This window comes from Fictibacillus phosphorivorans (genome assembly GCF_007673525.1).
Lineage (GTDB): Bacteria > Bacillota > Bacilli > Bacillales > Fictibacillaceae > Fictibacillus > Fictibacillus phosphorivorans_C.
The window spans coordinates 58,292-76,326 of the sequence record NZ_VDZU01000001.1 but is presented as its reverse complement, the minus strand read 5'-3'; the positions used below and the strand labels follow the sequence as shown (position 1 = coordinate 76,326).

Here is an 18,035-nt window from a genome sequence, read left to right as displayed (position 1 = left end):
TGAAAGAAGATGCTTATTTTTAAAAGTTATTTGTTCATCCAATCTGGCTTATGAAACTCTTCAAAATCACTTTGAATGACCTTTTTAAATGAGTCTGACTCTACTGCCGCTTTAAGATCTTTAGCAAGCTGTGAATTTTTATCTTTGTCTAGCACGACAATTCGATTGATGATCTCCTCTGGAAGTTTATCTTTTACAAGTGCATCCTTTAAGTCTAGTCCAGAGGATAGAGCAAAGTTTCCGTTTACTGCTGCAAGATCTACGGAGTCTAGCGTTCTTGGTGTTTGAGCGGCTTCAACAGGCTGGAACTTCAAGTTCTTTGGATTTTTCGTCACATCTTTTTCTGAGACTTTTAACGGATTGGCCGAAGAATCGATCTCGATTAGTCCATTGTCTCTTAAAACAGTAAGTCCTCTTGCTAAATTCGTAGGATCATTGGCTAGTGAAACCGTGCTTCCAGGCTTGATTTCGTCTATGGACTTGAACTTTTTAGAATAGATACCGATTGGTGCAGTAGGTACCGTAATCACTGATGCTAGTTTCATATCATTTTCTTCTGAAAAAGCATCCATGTACACTTTATGCTGAAACAAATTCGCATCTAATGAACCGCTCTTTAAAGAGATGTTTGGTTGTACATAGTCATTGAATTCTTTTACTTCAACACTGTATCCTTTTTTCTCTAGATAGGGCTTTACGCCTTTTTCTAGCATGTCGCTGTAAGGGACGGTTGCGCCGAGCGTGATCTTCTTACTTTCTTTCTCACCCGAAACGCCACACCCTGCTAAAACGCCGATTAATAAAGCTGCTGTTAAAAATATGTTAAATCGTTTCATATGTTTTCTCTCCTCACTCACTCTTTATTTATTTATTTACTTTCCGTTAGCACCGGTCTAAATCTAGCTGCAGGATGATCGTTTGGCAGCAAAGGTTGCCCAGGTGAGAATAATTTTTCACGAAGCGTACCATTGTTGTACTCTTTTTTATATAATCCTCTTTCTTGAAGAACAGGGACAACAAGCTCCACGAAAGCTTCTAAGTCTCCAGGTGTTACTAGGTGATTAAGGTTAAAACCGTCCACGCCAGACTCTTCAAACTGCTTCTGAATCCCATCTGCTACCTCTTCCGGATTGCCGACTATAAAACTACCTCTGTCAGGTGACTCAAAGCGATTTAATACTTCTCCCACCGTTAACGGTTTAGGAGCATCCGTTGTGAGCGTCGCAGCCTTATAATGTCCACCTTCTGTTGATTTATTGTACGAGAATGGAAGTTCCGGATCTAAGTCTTCATATTCCGCAATATCATAACCGCTTGCTCCATACTGCGCTTTTGCAGCATCTGCACTCCACACACTTGCATACTCTTTAAATTTTTCCTCCGCCTCTTCAGTCGTTCTCCCTACCACCACGTTTAAGAAAGAGAAAATCTTAAGGTTTTCCGGATTTCGACCGTGTTTGATAGCGCGTTTACGAATATCGTCCGCATAAAAGCGAATTCTCTCTGGTGTTGGACCACCTACAAAAATACATTCAGCATGCTTGGCAGCAAAGTCTCGTCCACGCTCAGACGTTCCCGCTTGATAGATAACAGGTGTACGCTGCAGCGAAGGCTCGCTTAAGTGAGGTCCCTCAACGCTGAAATATTGCCCTTCGTGATTGATCTCATGGACTTTTTCAGGATCCACCAGTTTATTGTTCTCAACGTCTTCTACAACGGCTCCATCTTCCCAACTGCTTTCCCAAAGCTTATATGAAACATCCAGGTATTCATCTGCGATGTTGTATCGTTCATCGTGCTTAATCATATTCTGCAGTCCAAAATTCCTTGCCGCGTTTGGCAGATAAGACGTCACTACGTTCCAAGCGATTCGCCCATTAGTTAGATGGTCTAGCGTAGAAAAGCGGCGCGCGTTCCCAAACGGCTGTTCATACGTTGTGCTCACCGTAACAGCAAAAGATAGGTTCTCTGTTACGCTCGCCATAGCCGATACAAGAAGTGCTGGATCGTTTAAAGGAACTTGAAGTCCATCTTGAATAGAAGGTGCCTTGCTTTGTTTATAAACGTCATAAACGCCTAATACATCTGCAAAGAACACCGCGTCAAACTTCCCTCTTTCTAATAGCTTTGCATATTCGATCCAATAGTTCAGATCCTTGTAACTTCTTTGTCTCTTGTTCTCCGGGTGCTTCCAAAGGCCATGAGAATTGTGCATGGCACTCGTCATCTCGAACGCGTTTAATAAAATTTCTTTACTCAACTTACATTCCTCCGTATCCAATTTTTTCGTACCCGTTCCAAGAGAAAATAAAAAACCTCTTCAGCTATGAGAAGAGGTTAAAAAATACGTGAATTAAACATACGTATATAGATTTCCTCTTATCTTTCAAGCTTTCGCCTGCTGGAATTGGCACAGTCCTAAAAATAGTTGTTGCCGAGGCTTCAAAGGGCCAGTCCCTCCACCTCTCTCGATAAGGAATCGATACTATTCAATTTAGTAACGAAATATACAGGAATAAAAATAACCTGTCAATGGAATTTAGAGAAATAAAATAATTTTCTTAACAATCAGTTTTTAGTTGACAGTGGTTTGCTTTATCCTCTATAGTGTTGACTAATAATTAAATATTTTTCTTATCAAGAGTCAGGGGAGGAACTGGTCCTACGATCCTGCAGCAACCGCTTTGTAAAAAGAAAGGTGCTAATTCCAGCAGATGTTTTTGAATGTCTGATAGATGAGAGAGCGTGTTAGCACATGGAATCTACGTCCTCTTTCGTCTTTGAAAGAGGGCTTTTTTTGTTTGTTTATCCTTTGCAGTCTTTGTTGGCGGTTGGTTTCCGTTTCAGGTTGCTTCGCTTTCCGCGGGGCGTGCGGTGAGCCACTTCGCGCTTCGCACCGGTAAGTGTCTCACCTGCCCACTCGTCCCGCAGGAGTCTCGCACCTTACACTCCAACCAACAAGACAATGAAGTTTTTAAGAACCATCCAGACATAAACAACTTACTGAAAAAACTATAGGAGGGAACCATGAGCATACCTTTGAGAAAAACCATCCAAAAAGATAGTTTTGAAGAAGCGATAAATACCGCACTAGCACTAAAAGAAGTTTTCAAGAATCGGGCAGATTTTGTAGATCAAGAAGGCGTTTTTCCTTATGAGAACTTTCAAGATTTGAAGGATGCTGGCTTTCTTTCTCTTACCATCCCAAAAGAATATGGCGGTAAAGGGTTGAATCTACTTGAGTTCTTAACCATTCAAGAGCATTTAGCCGAGGGAGATGCTCCTACTGCTCTTTCTCTTGGCTGGCATCTGGGGACTCTTTTAGAAGCGGCGGAAAACCGTCATTGGAATGGAGATGCGTTCGCTGGTCTTAGTCGGAAGGTTGTTGAACAAAAAGCACTCATCAACTTGGCACAAACAGAGCGTGCAACGGGAAGTCCTTCTCGCGGGGGTATTCCTACTACAACAGCAGTCAAGAAAGCAGACGGATGGCTGATCAACGGGAGCAAGGCTTTTACTTCTATGGCAGAGGCTCTGGATTACTCGATCATCACCGCCACCATTTCTGAAACTAACCATAAAGGGTTTTTCTTAGTGAATCATCGTGAAAAAGGGGTTTTTGTAAAAGAAACATGGGACAGCATCTCTATGAGAGGCACGAAAAGTGACGATCTCCTTTTGAAAGATGTTTATGTGCCCGAGGAGAACCTTCTTGTTGTTGAAGATGGGAAGAACATTGTTCCGAAAGGCTGGTATCTGCAAGTACCCGCTGTGTACTTAGGTATCGCAAGAGCCGCGCGAAATTATGCGATTCAATTTGCATCTGAATATAGTCCTAACACTTTATCTGGACCGATCTCAGACGTGCCAGAAGTGAGGAGAAAGATTGGCAAGATCGAACTTGAATTATTCCAAGCCAGGACGATTCTGCACGCCGTTGCTGAAAAATGGGTGAATCACCCTGAACAGCGTCACAATTTAGGAACAGAACTCGCTGCCGTTAAGCATTCTGTAACAAACAGTGCAAACAGAGTCGTAGACCTTGCGATGAGGATCGTTGGGGCTCGAAGTCTTTCTGTACAAAATCCGCTTCAGCGGCACTTTCGCGATGTGAGAGCTGGCCTTCATAATCCACCAACAGATGATGCGATCGTCTATTCCTTAGCAGATGCTGCGCTTAAATAAGCAAGTCAACTGACAGATTCATGTTAAACTCATCATTTTTTTGTATGATGAGATTTCAATCACCATGGGTTATTATGGATACAATATATTTCCATATCAATCGATAAAAGGTGGTTTGCTCATGAGAGCGCTTCTGACATTCACTTATTTACAAGCACTTTCTTGCATCTTTCCAGTCATCATTTTTGGGGCGTTAGCTCTTTCAAAGTTCGTCAGCATTCCGTTCATTCCTCGATACGATTTCATACTCCTCCTTTGTCTCATCACACAGGTTGCAATGATCGTAACGAAACTTGAAACGATTGATGAACTAAAAGTCATCTGCGTCTTTCACTTGATCGGCCTAGCACTAGAGCTATTTAAAGTTCATATGGGATCCTGGAGCTATCCGGAAGAAGCCTATTCTAAAATCAACGGTGTTCCTCTCTACAGCGGTTTTATGTATGCAAGTGTTGCTAGCTATATTTGCCAAAGCTGGAGAAGACTCGATCTACAGATTATGGGTTGGCCAAATCCTCTCTTTTCTTTCGGTATTTGTGTCCTGATCTATTTTAACTTTTTTCTCCATCATTACTTGTTTGATGCCAGATGGATTCTGATTCTGCTTTTATTTCCTATCTTTTATAAGACCGTTGTTCATTATACGATCAACGAGCGTGTCTATAAAATGCCGATCCTTCTTTCCTTTTTGTTGATTGGATTTTTTATCTGGATCGCTGAGAACATCACAACGTTTCTTGATGCCTGGCAATATCCAAATCAGGAAGCCGCTTGGTCACTTGTTCATATTGGTAAGATCAGCTCCTGGTTTCTGCTTGTCATCATCAGCATTATTATTGTGGCACAGTTAAAACGCATTAAAAGCCACCAAGATGAGATTTTCACGCATACGAAACACCTTTAAGCTGCCGTAGGCTTTTTAGGTGTTTTTTCTTTGTGTGGCTCCTTCTCAAGAAATCTGCATGTTCAAGATGTCCGCTCCATATGCATACATAGATGACGTTTGAACCTTCTATAAGAGAGGAGCTCATCACATGGATAAGAACAATAAAGATCAACAGCAACGAAGACCAATGCAGATTCCGCAACCAATTCGCAGTGATGGTGCGGGTGCTACCGACTTAGGACCTCGCGACATTATGCGTGATATACAAAATCCGGATATGCTAGTTTCTCCTGCAACAGATGCGGGAACTGTCCCGAATTTGCGCTTTTCCTATTCTGATACTCATATGCAATTAAATTTTGGGGGCTGGTCGAGAGAAATTACGGTTCGTGAGCTTCCCGTCGCCAAGACCCTTGCCGGAGTGAATATGCGTCTTACCCCAGGCGGTGTGAGAGAGCTGCATTGGCACCAAGAAGCGGAATGGGCTTATATGATTTTAGGCCGTGCACGGATTACCTCGGTTGATCAAAACGGCAGAAATTTTATCGCCGATGTGGGTGAAGGTGATCTTTGGTACTTTCCTCCTGGCATTCCTCACTCAATTCAAGGGCTTGAAGAAGGCTGTGAGTTTTTACTCGTATTTGATGATGGGAACTTTTCCGATCTGAGCACATTCTCTATTTCAGATTGGTTTGCACATACACCGAAAGAAGTTCTTTCAGCAAACTTTGGTATACCGGAGAGTGCGTTTGCCAACATTCCGACTGAACAACGTTATATTTATCAGTCTACCGTTCCCGGTCCGATTGAAACACAAGCCGTACCTGATCCATATGGAACGGTACCATTAAGCTTCACGCACCGCTTAATGGCCCAGAAACCGCTCGTTACACCCGGTGGTACCGTACGCATTGTTGACTCTACTAATTTTCCGATCTCACAGAGAATTGCTGCCGCTTTAGTAGAAATAAAACCTGGCGGAATGAGAGAGTTGCATTGGCATCCGAATAATGATGAGTGGCAATATTATTTAGCTGGTCAAGGGCGGATGACCGCATTCGCTGGAAATGGAACGGCACGAACGTTTGACGTAAGAGCTGGTGATGTGGGATATGTCCCGTTTGCATTTGGGCATTATGTGCAGAATACCGGAAATAAGAGTTTATGGTTTTTAGAAATGTTCAAAAGTGACCGTTTTGCAGATGTGTCCTTAAACCAATGGATGGCCTTAACGCCTAAAGAAATCGTGCAGACGAACGTAAACGCTAGTCCTGAACTCATGAATTCCCTTCGAAAAGAAAAATGGCCCGTAGTGAAATATGATTAGCTAGAAGTACACGACGACACCCTTAACAGCGATTAGGACTCTCTGATCGCTTTCTTTTATTCTTTCTAGTAAAACACCTTCCCCTACACTATTTATATACACCACTTACAACTTGTCCGCATAATCTACTAGTAATAATCTATTAGATTATTCTCTGAACTAGTTTCTAGATTAGAGTGAAAATAGGAGGGAAAGTTTGTATGTACGACCACTATGATCAAAATCCGTACGCACATATGAAACGAGATTGTGAGTGCAAGCATAGAAAGATTCAGCCTTGCCAAAAAGTTTCCGCATTTAAAGCAGTTAAAGATCTGTTTCAATTTATTTTAGGCTCCACACCAAATCAAGTGATCTATCCCGTAGAAGTTTTTGATAGCAATAACGAATATAATCCAGATACATCAACGTTTGTTCCAAAGAGCAACGGCATTTATACGTTCACAGCGAGTATCTTTTTGCCAATTTATACAGGAACACCGTATTCTGCGTTCGTTGGCATCCGCGTTAATGGTGAGATCGTCGCAGGAAATCAAGAAACGATTACATCTCCAAATGCGATCGTCGCTACTTCATCACTTCTCGAGTTAAGAAGAGGCGATGAAGTTCAAGTAGTCGCTTCGAGCCCATCAGGCGCAACGATTGAAATAGAAGTAAATCCAATCGCCACTCGGTTTGAGGGTGCGAAGATAGGTTAAGTAGATTCCCAGCACAGACACGAAAAAAAACCGCAACAAATCTCGTTGCGGGCTTTTTTTTGCAGTATTCATTCAAGGTCTCTTTATTTTTATTGAAGAACTTGATGGAGATATATATTGATTATCACCAATGGAAAAATCCGATTGGTAACGATTTATCTCCACATACTGCACAACCTCGTCATTATTAAGAAAAACTAATAGATAGATGTCATCTCTACTATAAATATTACTTCGGTCTTTAAAATTTACGCCCATTTGTTTCTCCATACTTTCTTCTGCTGTATATGGTGGAAATAAATATCCTTTGTCCCAATCAAAATTTGTTAGAGATTTTATGTTTATTTCAACTTTATTTTTATCTTTTACAATAGATCGAATGGATTTTTCCAAGTCAGTATTATGAGTTACTCTTCTACACCCTGTTAACAATAGGAATATAAGAAATAGCATTGTAATTGTATTATTCTTCATTAAATTATCCCGCCCTCACATTAATTCCATATATTTACTTTAACATGAATTCTGCCATTATTTATTGTTTCATGTGGAACATTGATTAAAAATCCTCTCGTAGACCTTTAATGATAAGGTATAATTTTCCTATAACTATCTCTTTTAGGAGTCATCATATGGCAGAAAAAAACAAACACAAATCAAATTACATCCTCCATGCAAAGAGCGCTCAGTTTCACTGGGACGGCACTGGACTTCTCTCTATTAAAACCTTTTCGAACGGAAAAGCTTACTACAAAACGAATCGAGGATATTTTGTTGTTGAAGAAGGAAGTTATCTGCTACTCAATCAAGGTCCTTACACCATAACCATAGACGAACAAAAAGAAGTAGAATCATTCTGTGTCTTTTTCCAAGAAGATTTTGCAAACGATGTATTTCGTAACCTGTCAGCGTCCAATCATCAACTAGTAGATGATCCTTTTAGTCATCATACACCTTCTTCATTTTTTGAAAAGACGTATGCACAGAGTCCCGTACTAACTCACCAAATGAATCTTTTAAAATACAATACAAATCAATTCCAAAATGATTCAAGCTTATTAGATGAACAATTTCATTCCATTATGACTGCTCTATTAAGAGAACAGATGAAAACCTTCAAAGAAATCGATCGGCTAGATTTAGTCCGAAAATCTACACGCGAAGAAATTTATAAACGAGTCAACATCGCAAATGAATACATAAGAGCCTTTTATGATAAACAACTTACGCTTGATGAGATTGCAGCAATCTCATGCTTATCTCCTAATCACCTGTTAAGAAATTACTCAACCATCTACAAAAAAACACCTTTTCAGCATATTGCTGAGTTAAGAATCGCAAAAGCAATTACGTTACTCAAGACTACAGAATACTCCATGACTGACATTACCTATGAAATTGGCTTGAATAACCCTGTTTCATTCAGCAGATTATTTAAACAACATATAGGTTTCTCTCCCCTTCAATATCGAAAAAAGGTGATATCGGATAAGAAATAGCTTTTATTACTGTTTATGATGGAGAAAATGATAAGGGAGAGATTCACATGACGATTCAGACTGATGTCATTCAAAGAATTGGACAAATTGCAGTACCCGTTCTAGATATCAAGCGCTCAATTCACTTTTATAAGGATGTATTAGGTTTACAACTTCTTTTCAGTACCGAAAATATGGCTTTTTTTGATTGTAATGGTCTAAGATTACTTCTCAGCCTTCCTGAAAAAGAAGAATTTGCAGGAGCTAGCTCGGTTATATACTTTCAAGTAGAAAACATAACAGAAGCTTATAAAGAACTTAAGAACAAAGAGATAACCTTCCTAGACTCCCCTCATATCGTCGCTAAGATGGAGAGTACGGAAACTTGGATGGTATTCTTTAAGGATTCAGAAGGAAATACCCAAGCTTTGATAAGTGAGGTTGTAACATCATAAGTTTTCAGAAAGGTGCCTAGATTAGGCATCTTTTTTAGTTAGCGACTTTTATTAGATTAGTCGGTTGTGACGTAAAAAAAATGCACATCCTAGAAAATATCCAAGTTTTGCTATACACTAAAAAACATATCAAATATGATGTGGTGATAATTGATGTTTAAAATTTTGCTTATTGAAGATGATGCGACACTATTCAGCGAGATCAAGGAACGATTGTCTCAATGGTCGTATGAGGTGTATGGCATTAATGACTTTGGACGGGTGATGCAGGAATTTACAGAGATTAAACCTGATCTCGTTGTAATTGATATTCAGCTGCCAAAGTTTGATGGGTTTCATTGGTGCCGAAATATTAGATCGCATTCTAACGTACCGATCATCTTTTTATCTTCGCGTGATCATCCGAGCGATATGGTCCTCTCCATGCAGCTCGGTGCAGACGACTTTGTTCAAAAACCGTTTCATTTTGAAGTATTGATCGCAAAGATTCATGCGATTCTCAGGCGTGTTTATAATTACAATACAGACACTGTTAGTCTTAAAACGTGGTGCGGCGCTCAAATTGATTATGAAAAGAATATCGTAACAAACGAGAAGGGTTCAGTTGAACTGACTAAGAATGAAGTGTTTATTCTTAAACTTCTGATCGAGCAAAAGAATAAAATCGTAAGTCGCGACAATCTCATCAACAGCTTATGGGATGATAAAAAATTCATTAGTGACAATACCCTCACCGTGAATGTGAATCGATTAAGAAAACGTCTAGAGGAAATCGAACTCGGACAATTTATCGAGACGAAAGTGGGACAAGGCTATCGTGCAATAGAAGAGGATTCTGTATGATCAAACGCTATTTGATCGAACGCGTCAGCTGGATTTTTTTATTTTTATTGCAGCAGATTATCTTCCTTTTGATCGCCTATCTCGATCCATCGATTCCCCTTTCTGCTGTTGGCTATATCGTGTTCGTCTCATTAATCGTCTTTGTTATCTTTCTTATCTATCGGTATCAAAAGGAAACAGACTTCTTTCACCAGCTTGAGGAAAGGGAAAATGACTTTGACCTTTCTAATATGTCATCAGCTTCTTCACCTTTTGAGAAAATCGTTGAAAACAGTATCATCGAACAAACGAAGCATTTAAAACAAACCGCTTCTGAGAACCGTTTACTTATCGAACAGGAAAAGGACGATCTCCTCGCTTGGATTCATGAGGTGAAAACGCCGCTGACAGCGATGCACCTTATGATACAGCGCATGGACGATACTCCTCTTAAAGGAGACTTAACCTACGAGTGGCTTCGCATCCACCTTCTGCTTGATCAGCAGCTTCATCAAAAGAGGATTCCTTTTATTAAGAACGATCTTTATATGGAAGTGACTGATCTTGAGACGTTACTTTTTTCCGAACTAAAAACGCTTCAGACGTGGTGCATTCAAAAAGGAATCGGCTTTGATTTTAACCTTGAAGTCACTCATGTCTTAAGCGATGCGAAATGGCTAGCTTTTATTATTCGTCAGATTTTAACGAATGCTGTGAAATACAGTCATTCTTCAGAAATCATTATTAACAGCTATTGCATGAACGACAGAAACTATTTAACGATTCAAGACTTTGGTCGAGGAATTGATACAAAGGATATGCCTCGTATCTTTGATAAAGGGTTCACGTCAACGACAGACCATCAGGATCAAGCGTCCACCGGCATGGGGTTATATTTAGCCAAAAAAGCAGCCGAATCCCTACATATTAAACTCTCTGTAGAGTCAAAGCGAAATGAAGGAACAACCGTTACGCTCGCTTTCCCAAAAAGAAATGAGTTCGATCAAACGATGGGCATGTGACGAAAGTGTCACATGCTTTTCTGTTTTGTTATGTGAACAGAAGGAAAAGAGCTGAAATGCTTTCTATAATGAAACTATCAGAGAGGGGTAATAAGATCATGAGTATATTGAAAGCAGTTAAGCTTCATAAGAGCTATGGAAATAAAAATAATAAACAGCATGTCCTAAAAGGCATCGATCTTTCCGTTGAAAAAGGTGAGTTCATCAGTATCATGGGAGCATCAGGATCAGGTAAAACAACGTTATTGAACGTCCTTTCTTCCATTGATCAAGTAACCGAAGGAACGATTCATATTAACTCATTTGAGATGACAGCTATGAAGGAAAAACAGCTGGCAGAATTCAGAAAGAACAACCTTGGTTTTATCTTTCAGGATTACAACCTATTAGATACTTTAACGGTTAAAGAAAACATTCTCCTGCCGCTTTCGATAACCAGAACACCGAAAAGGGAAGCTGAACAGAAATTCGATCAAGTCGCAGCAGAGCTTGGTATTTTGGAGATAAAAGATAAATATCCGAACGAGATCTCAGGTGGCCAAAAGCAGCGAACATCTGCGGCGCGTGCATTCATTCATGAGCCAAGTATCATCTTCGCAGATGAACCGACCGGTGCTCTCGATTCCAAGTCTGCGTCTGACCTTCTCAATAAACTAAGCGCTCTTAACGAGAACAGACAAGCGACGATTCTTATGGTAACGCATGATCCTGTAGCAGCCAGCTATTGCAGCCGTGTGGTCTTTATAAAAGACGGACAGATCTACACGCAGCTTATGAAAGGAGAACAGGATCGACAGAGCTTCTTTAAGGATATTATGAAGACGCAAGGTGTTTTAGGTGGTGTTCAGCATGAACATTAATCAACTGATCTTCCGTAATTTAAAGAAGAACTTAAGAAACTATTACCTATATGTTTTTGCTTTAGTGTTCAGTTCAGCGCTTTATTTTGCATTTGTGACGCTGCAATATGATCCGTCTATGGATTCTGTTGAAGGTTCTGTAAAAGGTGAAGCCGCGATTCGAGCCGCTTCTATCCTACTTGTTGTAATCGTATCGGTCTTTTTACTTTACGCGAACAACATCTTTATCAAACGACGCAGCAAAGAGATTGGGCTGTTCCAGTTGATCGGAATGACGAAGGGAAAGATTTTTCGAATTCTTTCAATCGAAAACTTATTCCTCTACTTTGGTTCCCTATTGATCGGAATCTTTGCTGGGTTCTCGTTTTCAAAATTAATGATTCTCGTTTTGTTCAAGACGACTGGTGTTGATTCGATCGCATCACTACGGTTTTCAACTCTAGCTCTTGTACAAACGGTTATCGTTTTCACAGTCATCTATCTGTTGATCATGATCATGAACTATACATTCATTAAAAGGCAGACCATCCTATCCCTATTCCGTGTCACATCATCAACAGAAATCACAGTGAAAAAACTATCTCGCTTTGAGATGGTGATGGGAATCGTGGGTCTTGTTCTGATCGCGACAGGTTACATCGTATCATCCAAACTTTTCGGCGGCGATTTTACTACCATGCCTGAATTATTTGGAGCAATGATCTTCATTTTGGCTGCCGTCATTCTAGGGACGTACTTCTTTTACAAAGGCTCTGTCAGTTTTTTGCTTAACCTAGTGAGAAAGCAAAAAGGTGGCTACCTGTCCATTAACGAAGTGATGTCACTCGCATCCGTCATGTTCCGTATGAAGTCTAACGCACTTCTGCTTATGATCATCACAACCGTTTCAGCGCTTTCGATCGCTTTGTTGTGCCTTGCATATATCTCGTATTATTCTGCTGAAAAAACGGCTGCAAATAACGTTCCACATGATTTCTCAATCATTGATAGAGAGTCAGCAGATACGTTCCAAGCCGCTTTAAAGAAGAACAATATTCCGTATTCGGAAAAATCAATTGAGGTCATTCAAGTAACCGTTAACGCTTCACAGCTAATTGACCGAAGCTTAGAAGAACTTGTCATCGATCCAAAAGCGATGCCACTTCCTGTGATCAGTGAAAAGTCAGTAGATGGCATGGATGTTTCTCAGAATGAAGTGGTCTTTACCGGTTATAATGATTTGCTTCAAAAGTTTATGCCTTTAAAGAATTCTGGATCAATTAAAATAAAAGGAAAAACTAAAACGATCACTCAACGTTATGTAGGCTTAGAAGATGATTATCCCGTATCTTGGTATTTCACCTTTGGAGGGGTTCCTACAGCAATCGTTGATGATGCCATTTTTACAAAGTTAAAAAATGATATTGATCCTAAGGTACAAAAAGAATCCACCCTCTATATTGGGGTTGACATTATTAATGGGGAACAATTAGAAAAAGCAGATAAACTATTTAAATCAACTGAAACGTACAAAAAGCTATACAACGAATCCCGTCATGAGATCAGCACGAATCAAAAGAAAAACATGGGACTCATGATGTTTATCGTAGGTTTCTTAGGACTGACTTTCCTCGTCACCTCAGGGTGTATCCTCTACTTCAAACAGATGGACGAGGGAGAAAGTGAAAAGCCGAACTATATGATTCTGCGAAAACTTGGTTACACGCAGAGTGATCTGTTGAAAGGCATTCAGTATAAGCAGCTCTTTAACTTTGGAATTCCACTCGTGGTCGGCCTGCTTCATAGTTATTTTGCCGTACAATCCGGATGGTTCCTGTTCGGAGCTGAACTCTGGACACCGATGATCATCGTCATGGTCATGTATACAGTCCTCTATTCAATCTTTGGTGTGCTGTCTGTTCTTTATTATAAGAAAGTGGTTAGGGAAGCACTGTAGGTTGATGGATGCTTTGTTTTCTAAGTGTCAAAATTGAATAAAGTAAACAAAACCGACTGAAAAATGATGATTTAGTCGGTTTTTTCATTTTGTTTAAGAGCTTGAATGGTTTTTGGAGCTGAAACTTGGCTAGAAGTTGATGTTTATGTAGCTTATAGGTGATTTTAATTGATACCATAAGGGGTATTCATCAAGATAATTCAGGAGATTTAAGAAATAATCCCTGAAGTTTTAGGATTATTCCGGCGAGTTTAGGCCATAATCCGGCGAGTTTTCCTTACATATCGGCGAGTCGACAATGTTCCACTGCTATCCCCTATCTATATACCCTCAACCCTGATAAACAAAGGCCGCCTTCCACAACAGTCAAAAAGAAAACCTCAGCCAAAAATCGGCTGAGGTTTATAAAAAGCTGAAATTATTGAGCAGTATAACCGCCATCGATTACGATAGCTTGTCCAGTTACACTTTTCGCTTTGTCGCTGGATAGGAACATCGCATAGTCTGCGATCTCGCTTACTTCCATCAGACGTTTTTGAGGAACTAATGGGTAGATAACTTCTTCAAGTACTTTATCTAATGAAACGTTTCTTGTTTTCGCTAAGTCTTCCATCTGACCACGAACAAGTGGTGTGTCCACGTAACCTGGGCAAAGTGCGTTAACTGTAACACCTTCTGCTGCTGATTCAAGGGCAGCAACTTTTGTAAGACCGATTACACCATGTTTCGCACTGTTATAAGCCGCTTTACCAGCAAATCCGATCAAACCATTGATAGATGAGATGTTAATGATACGTCCGAATCCTTGTTGCTTCATGATCGGCATTACATGCTTTGTTGCGATAAATGGTGCAGTTAGCATGATTTTGATCATAAGTTCGAATTTAGCTGTTGGAAACTCTTCGATCGGTGAAACGTGCTGAAGACCAGCGTTATTGATCAGAACGTCAACACGTCCATATTCTTTGTGTGCTGTTTCGATCATGCTCTTGATGTCTTCTTCACTTGTAACGTCAGCTTTAAGACCGATTGCTTCAAGTCCAAGACCTTTTAATTCTTCTGCAGCCTTTTTTACGCCTTCTTCATTAAGGTCAGTTAAGACTACTTTGCTTCCATTTTGAGCGAATGTTTTTCCGATTTCAAATCCGATACCACTTGCAGAACCTGTAATAACGACTACTTTATTTTCTACCATACTATACTCACTCCTAAAAAGTTTTTATATAATTCCCATGCTCGCCATAATAATTCCAACAATTACAGCAATAGTAGGGATGATTAATGCGACAACAAATACATCTTTATATGTTTCCTTGTGTGATAACTGTGTTACCGCAAGAAGCGTTAACAATGCACCGTTATGAGGCAGGATCGATGCTCCAGAGGCAATGGATGCCATTCTATGGAACGCCTCAGGACTCATGCCTGTTGACTGAGACAAATCATAATACGTTCCGCCAAGAGCTTGTAATGCGATTCCCATACCACCTGATGCTGAACCAGTGATCATCGCTAAAAGCTGTACGACTAAGGATTCAGATACGAGCGGATTGCTTGAGATTCCTAAAAGCATATCAGTGATTTTGTCGAAATCCGGTACACTCGTTACAACCGCACCGAATCCAACTGCAGCACTCGTATTGATGATCGCCATTACAGAACCTTTAGCACCTTCGTTCATAGAAGGGATAAATTTTTTGTATTGCTTGATATTGATAAGAAGAATAGCTAGAATTCCAGCTAACAACGAAGGAATTGGAGCGATTTTTAAGAAATTAAGTAAAATAACAACAACGATTAAAGGAACTAATGAAAGAATCCAGTTTGGAAGATTTTCCTCATCTTCATCTTCATTTTCTTTTGATTTATTTGGTTCTGTATACTTTTCACCAGCAGCTGTTAAACGGTTCTCTCTAAACTTCAGCCAGAAATACCCGCCAACTGCCATGATCAGCGTAGCTACAATACCGATAATGGTACCCGCCATAGGTGTTGTCTTAAACGTATTCATCGGAATTAAGTTTTGAATCTGCGGTGTACCTGGTACAGCAGTCATCGTAAACGTGAATGCACCGAGAACGATCGTAGGTGCGATCAATCTTCTAGAGATATCTGCTTTTTTAAACAATGCCAATGCGATCGGATAGATGGCGAACACAACGACAAACAAACTTACGCCACCGTAAGTTAAGACAGCTGATGCTACCAAAACTCCAAGAATTGCACGTTTTTCACCTATAAATTTCGTGAACTGAATCGCAACCGATTTAGCAGCTCCCGTATCTTCCATCAACTTACCGAGTACAGCTCCTAATAAGAAGATCGGAAACCATGCTTTTGCGAAATCTACAAAGCCGGTCATATACGTATTGGTATACGCGTCCATCAAGTCTAAACCACTCATCAGAGCAACGATACCCGCTACGATTGGAGCGACCCAGATGATCGACCAGCCCAGGTAGGCAAAAAACATGAGTAGAGCCAGACCTATTATGATACTAATCAAAATCTTTCCTCCTTTTTTATATAGAAAGAGTGCGCTTTCATCTATTAGCACTTACTTTTCAAAAGTTTTCATTGCACGAAGGACATTTTACTCCTGTGTATTTATTAAGTAAAATGAATTATAACTATAGATAGTATGCACAAAAGTTATAGAATGGAGTTCTCCATATGGATATTCGACAATTGACCTATTTTCATGCTGTGGCCAAGCACAAAAGCTTCACGAAAGCTTCTACTGTACTGCATTTATCTCAGCCTAGTCTCAGTAAAATGGTAAAAAGTTTAGAAGATGAACTTGAGATGGAACTGATTGATCGATCTTCAAGACAGATTGAACTAACAGAAGCCGGCGAGATTGTGTTTGAGCAAAGCAAGATGATTCTAGAGTCTTTGGACAATCTATCATCTAACCTTTACGACTTAATGAACTTAAAAAAAGGGAAAATCAAAATTGGGATTCCCCCGTTGATCGGCTTCTTATTTTTCCCTAAAATCATCAAGAAATTCAAAGCTTCATACCCTGAAATACAGATTCAACTCGTCGAACATGGCGCAAACCGTGTGCAGCGAGAAGTGAATGACGGTCTCTTAGATCTGGGGGTTGTCGTTATGCCCTTAAATGAAGATAAACTCGAAATCGTTTCTTTCTTAACCGAGCACCTGATGCTATTTGTTCATCATTCACATCCGCTCGCGAATAGAGAAAAAGTATCGATGAAGGAATTAGAGAATGAATCTTTTATCATTTTTAAAGAAGGCTTCACCCTGCATGACAGAGTGATCAATGAATGTATAGCAGCTGGTTTTCAGCCTAAAATTTCCTACGAAAGCTCACAATGGGACTTCATCAGCGGCATGATCGGGGAGAACTTAGGGGTTTCTATCTTTCCAGAATCCATCGCAAAAAAGGTTGATCAAACTTTGGTTAAAGCCATTCCGATCGTTGATCCTTCACTACCTTATAAGCTCGGTATTATAAAAAAGAAAGATAAATACGTTACGTATGCGACTCGAGAATTCATTAATATGCTCTCGCCATTTAGCGAATAACATATAACTAAAATGCATAATTTAGATAAATTATATGTATTTTACGAATAGGTTGAGTTGAGATAAAGTAATTCCTATACAAATTATAGGAGGCACTACTCATGGAAAAAGATCGTTTTCAAAATGGATTAGATAAATTAATGGAGTACACGCTAACGGATAACAAAGACATTTCAACACACTTAAAAATCTCAGATGATTTGCAAGATATCGCGCCAGATGTAGGAAAATACATTATTGAATTTGCGTACGGCGAGATCTATTCACGAGCAGGACTAACGAACAAACAAAGAGCGCTTATTACCATTTCTTCTCTTGTGACACAAGGAACGGAACCTCAATTGGAGCTTCATATCAATACGGGTCTGACAGCAGGTCTAACGAAAGAAGAAATCGTGGAGAGCATTACACACTTGATTCCGTACACAGGTTTTCCGCGTGTGTTGAACGCGTTAACGGTTGCGAAGAAAGTTTTTGCAATGCGTGATGAAGAAGTGAGTGAATCAAAGGCACATTAAAAAAAGTAGCTATCCTTTTTTACAGGGTAGCTACTTTTTGTTATGCCTAGAAGTCTTGAAAGAGGTTGCTTTGCGCTCCAGGATGCTCACTTTCCGGGGGGCGTGCGTTGAGCCTCTTAGCGCTTTGCGCTGTTAAGAGTCTCACCTGTCTAGTTACAGTGGCTAGCCCCTCGAGGTCAAAAGTTAAATGGCTAAGAAGGCAAAGTGCGCCTTCAAACCCATTCATCTTTTGCTTGTCGGGGCTGAACAAGCCACTTCCACTTTTCGAACTGTCCCGCTGATCCCCCAGGAGT

At 40.1% G+C, this 18,035-nt stretch carries 17 protein-coding genes and 2 riboswitches; of the genes, 12 read left to right on the top strand and 5 right to left on the bottom strand.

Features of this window, described 5'->3' with window-relative positions; all coding sequences use genetic code 11:
- Positions 1–26: 26 nt before the first annotated feature.
- The gene (locus tag FS458_RS00370) at positions 27–836 is read right to left on the bottom strand and encodes a MetQ/NlpA family ABC transporter substrate-binding protein (RefSeq protein ID WP_144696646.1); all 810 of its coding nucleotides are present in this window, start codon (positions 834–836) and stop codon (positions 27–29) included.
- 32 nt (positions 837–868) lie between these two features.
- Positions 869–2,260: an LLM class flavin-dependent oxidoreductase gene (locus FS458_RS00365; protein ID WP_144696644.1), complete on the bottom strand. Its 1,392-nt coding sequence runs from the start codon at positions 2,258–2,260 to the stop codon at positions 869–871.
- Positions 2,261–2,376: 116 nt separating this feature from the next.
- Positions 2,377–2,478: riboswitch (SAM riboswitch) on the bottom strand.
- Positions 2,479–2,631: 153 nt separating this feature from the next.
- A riboswitch (SAM riboswitch) is annotated at positions 2,632–2,742 on the top strand.
- A 285-nt stretch (positions 2,743–3,027) separates the two neighbouring features.
- Here FS458_RS00365 and FS458_RS00360 point away from each other — a divergent pair.
- From FS458_RS00360 to FS458_RS00345, 4 genes are all read left to right on the top strand, one after another.
- Positions 3,028–4,185, top strand: a complete 1,158-nt coding sequence (locus tag FS458_RS00360) for an acyl-CoA dehydrogenase family protein (protein ID WP_144696642.1) — start codon at positions 3,028–3,030, stop codon at positions 4,183–4,185.
- Between the two features lie 121 nt (positions 4,186–4,306).
- Positions 4,307–5,089, top strand: a complete 783-nt coding sequence (locus FS458_RS00355) for a DUF817 domain-containing protein (protein WP_144696640.1) — start codon at positions 4,307–4,309, stop codon at positions 5,087–5,089.
- A 130-nt stretch (positions 5,090–5,219) separates the two neighbouring features.
- The gene (locus FS458_RS00350) at positions 5,220–6,398 is read left to right on the top strand and encodes an oxalate decarboxylase family bicupin (RefSeq protein WP_144696638.1); all 1,179 of its coding nucleotides are present in this window, start codon (positions 5,220–5,222) and stop codon (positions 6,396–6,398) included.
- A 200-nt stretch (positions 6,399–6,598) separates the two neighbouring features.
- A complete protein-coding gene (locus FS458_RS00345) occupies positions 6,599–7,096 on the top strand; it encodes a C1q-like domain-containing protein (RefSeq protein WP_144696636.1) in 498 nt (165 codons plus the stop codon).
- A gap of 72 nt (positions 7,097–7,168) precedes the next feature.
- Here the strand turns inward: FS458_RS00345 and FS458_RS00340 are convergent, their stop codons facing one another.
- Complete coding sequence (locus FS458_RS00340) at positions 7,169–7,570, bottom strand: hypothetical protein (protein WP_260858201.1); 402 nt, start codon at positions 7,568–7,570, stop codon at positions 7,169–7,171.
- Between the two features lie 158 nt (positions 7,571–7,728).
- On the opposite strand from FS458_RS00340, the gene FS458_RS00335 reads away from it, so the two are divergent.
- The 6 genes from FS458_RS00335 to FS458_RS00310 all read left to right on the top strand — a co-directional run bounded on the left by FS458_RS00335 (position 7,729) and on the right by FS458_RS00310 (position 13,669).
- A complete protein-coding gene (locus tag FS458_RS00335) occupies positions 7,729–8,595 on the top strand; it encodes a helix-turn-helix domain-containing protein (protein ID WP_144696634.1) in 867 nt (288 codons plus the stop codon).
- A 53-nt stretch (positions 8,596–8,648) separates the two neighbouring features.
- Complete coding sequence (locus FS458_RS00330) at positions 8,649–9,029, top strand: VOC family protein (RefSeq protein ID WP_144703143.1); 381 nt, start codon at positions 8,649–8,651, stop codon at positions 9,027–9,029.
- Between the two features lie 153 nt (positions 9,030–9,182).
- Entirely contained in the window at positions 9,183–9,872 is a 690-nt protein-coding gene (locus FS458_RS00325) for a response regulator transcription factor (protein WP_144696632.1), read from the top strand.
- A complete protein-coding gene (locus FS458_RS00320; RefSeq protein WP_144696630.1) occupies positions 9,869–10,873 on the top strand; it encodes a sensor histidine kinase in 1,005 nt (334 codons plus the stop codon). Before FS458_RS00325 ends, FS458_RS00320 begins: the two co-directional genes overlap by 4 nt.
- A 98-nt stretch (positions 10,874–10,971) precedes the next feature.
- Complete coding sequence (locus FS458_RS00315; RefSeq protein ID WP_144696628.1) at positions 10,972–11,733, top strand: ABC transporter ATP-binding protein; 762 nt, start codon at positions 10,972–10,974, stop codon at positions 11,731–11,733.
- A complete protein-coding gene (locus tag FS458_RS00310; RefSeq protein ID WP_144696626.1) occupies positions 11,723–13,669 on the top strand; it encodes an ABC transporter permease in 1,947 nt (648 codons plus the stop codon). Before FS458_RS00315 ends, FS458_RS00310 begins: the two co-directional genes overlap by 11 nt.
- 418 nt (positions 13,670–14,087) lie before the next feature.
- On the opposite strand, the gene FS458_RS00305 is transcribed toward FS458_RS00310, so the two are convergent.
- Together FS458_RS00305 and FS458_RS00300 are read right to left on the bottom strand one after the other, a co-directional pair.
- A complete protein-coding gene (locus FS458_RS00305; RefSeq protein ID WP_144696624.1) occupies positions 14,088–14,864 on the bottom strand; it encodes a 3-hydroxybutyrate dehydrogenase in 777 nt (258 codons plus the stop codon).
- A gap of 24 nt (positions 14,865–14,888) precedes the next feature.
- Positions 14,889–16,175 carry a GntP family permease gene (locus tag FS458_RS00300; protein ID WP_144696622.1) on the bottom strand — a complete coding sequence of 429 codons (1,287 nt, stop codon included), beginning with the start codon at positions 16,173–16,175 and terminating at the stop codon, positions 14,889–14,891.
- 167 nt (positions 16,176–16,342) lie between these two features.
- On the opposite strand from FS458_RS00300, the gene FS458_RS00295 reads away from it, so the two are divergent.
- Both FS458_RS00295 and FS458_RS00290 read left to right on the top strand, forming a co-directional pair.
- Positions 16,343–17,224 (top strand): LysR family transcriptional regulator, encoded by an 882-nt coding sequence (locus FS458_RS00295; RefSeq protein WP_144696621.1) that lies wholly within the window; start codon positions 16,343–16,345, stop codon positions 17,222–17,224.
- Positions 17,225–17,325: 101 nt separating this feature from the next.
- Positions 17,326–17,742: a carboxymuconolactone decarboxylase family protein gene (locus FS458_RS00290; RefSeq protein ID WP_144696619.1), complete on the top strand. Its 417-nt coding sequence runs from the start codon at positions 17,326–17,328 to the stop codon at positions 17,740–17,742.
- The last annotated feature ends 293 nt before the right edge of the window (positions 17,743–18,035 follow it).